The organism is Ensifer sp. SSB1, assembly GCF_016652895.1.
In the GTDB taxonomy this organism is placed as follows: Bacteria; Pseudomonadota; Alphaproteobacteria; order Rhizobiales; family Rhizobiaceae; genus Ensifer.
The window spans coordinates 1-1,531 of sequence record NZ_JAEPRP010000226.1 but is presented as its reverse complement, the minus strand read 5'-3'; the positions used below and the strand labels follow the sequence as shown (position 1 = coordinate 1,531).

2 protein-coding genes are annotated in these 1,531 nt (G+C 62.4%); both read left to right on the top strand.

Annotated elements, in window-relative coordinates:
- Positions 1-1,319: NosR/NirI family protein (locus I8N66_RS33520; RefSeq protein WP_291163675.1), on the top strand; the 1,319-nt coding region annotated here is incomplete at its 5' end.
- A gap of 24 nt (positions 1,320-1,343) precedes the next feature.
- The coding region (locus tag I8N66_RS33515) for a hypothetical protein (protein WP_291163672.1) at positions 1,344-1,531 on the top strand (188 nt) is incomplete at its 3' end.

Genomic DNA, 1,531 nt, shown 5'->3' with positions numbered 1-1,531 from the left:
GGCAAGGTTTGCGTTTTCGCGACCGCGACCACACGCGGCTGACGCAGATCGCCGCCGATGGCGCGCCTCGCTTGCGCGAAATCGCCCTCTACATCATCCCTGACAGCTTCGCCTTCGACGTCACCGAGCCGTGGGAACTGCAACTTCTGGTCCAGCGCAGCACCGGTGTGCGCGACAAGGCCACCCTGCCCTACGATCTCGGATACACGCTGCCCGAGCGCTACATGATCGTCGAGGCGGCGCCCGCTCCAGCGGTGGTTCAGCCCGCGCTCGCAGCCCCCGCGCAAGCCGCAGCGGAGCCCGGTCCGCTTGATGATGAACAGGTGCCGCTCTGGGTCAGCATCTGGGAAATGAGCCGTCTCTCCATCGTCATCACCTTCGCGGGACTGCTGGTCCTGACCGCCATCTTCTTCTTCCAGAACTGGCTGGTCAGCCGACCGAAACTGTTCGGTTGGGTACGACGTGGCTACCTGCTCTTCGCCCTGGTCTGGCTGGGTTGGTACGCCAATGCGCAACTTTCGGTGGTCAATGTCCTCACCTTCGTGAATTCGCTGATCACCGGCTTTCACTGGGAGTTTTTCCTCTCCGCGCCGCTGATCTTCATTCTGTGGGCAGCGGTGGCGGCGGCACTGCTCTTTTGGGGACGCGGCCCGTTCTGCGGCTGGCTCTGCCCGTTTGGCGCCTTGCAGGAGCTTACGAACGGCATTGCCAAATGGCTGAAGGTGCCGCAGGTCAAGCTGCCCTGGGGCCTGCATGAGCGCCTGTGGCCGGTGAAATACATCATCTTCCTCGGCTTGTTCGGCCTGTCACTTTATTCGGTTGCACTGGCGGAGACCTTTGCCGAGATCGAGCCCTTCAAGACGGCGATCATCCTGAAGTTCGCGCGCGAATGGCCCTTCGTCCTCTTTGCTTTGACGCTGCTGGCTGCGGGCCTCTTCATCGAGCGGTTCTACTGCCGCTATCTCTGCCCGCTCGGCGCCGCACTCGCCATTCCTGGACGCATCCGCATGTTCGAATGGCTGAAGCGCTGGCCCGAATGCGGCTCGCCCTGCCAACGCTGCGCCAAGGAATGCCCGGTGCAGTCAATCCATCCGGAAGGGCAGATCAACGTCAACGAGTGCATCTACTGCATGCACTGCCAGGAACTCTACCAGGACGACCAACGCTGCCCGCACATGATCCAGGTGCGGTTGAAGCGAGAGAAATTCATGGCGCTCTCCACCCCGGCATCGAGGGGACAGGCGTCCACAAAAACCGTGGTTACCCACAAGGGCAAGCCGATCGGCGGCAAGGAAGAGGTCACAGGCGAGACCGCCTGAAGCCATCATCAAAGGAGCATAGACATGTCAGATCCCACCATCCCAACCGCCCTCAGCAGGCGCCAGCTGCTCGGTTCGACAGCCGCAGCGGCCGTTGCGGGCGCCGCCGCGGTCGGCGGCGCGGTTACCATTTCCACCGTTACAGCGGCCCCGGCACTTGCTGCCGGTGGCCAGTCCATTGAAGTGAAACCCGGCGAACTCGACGAATATTA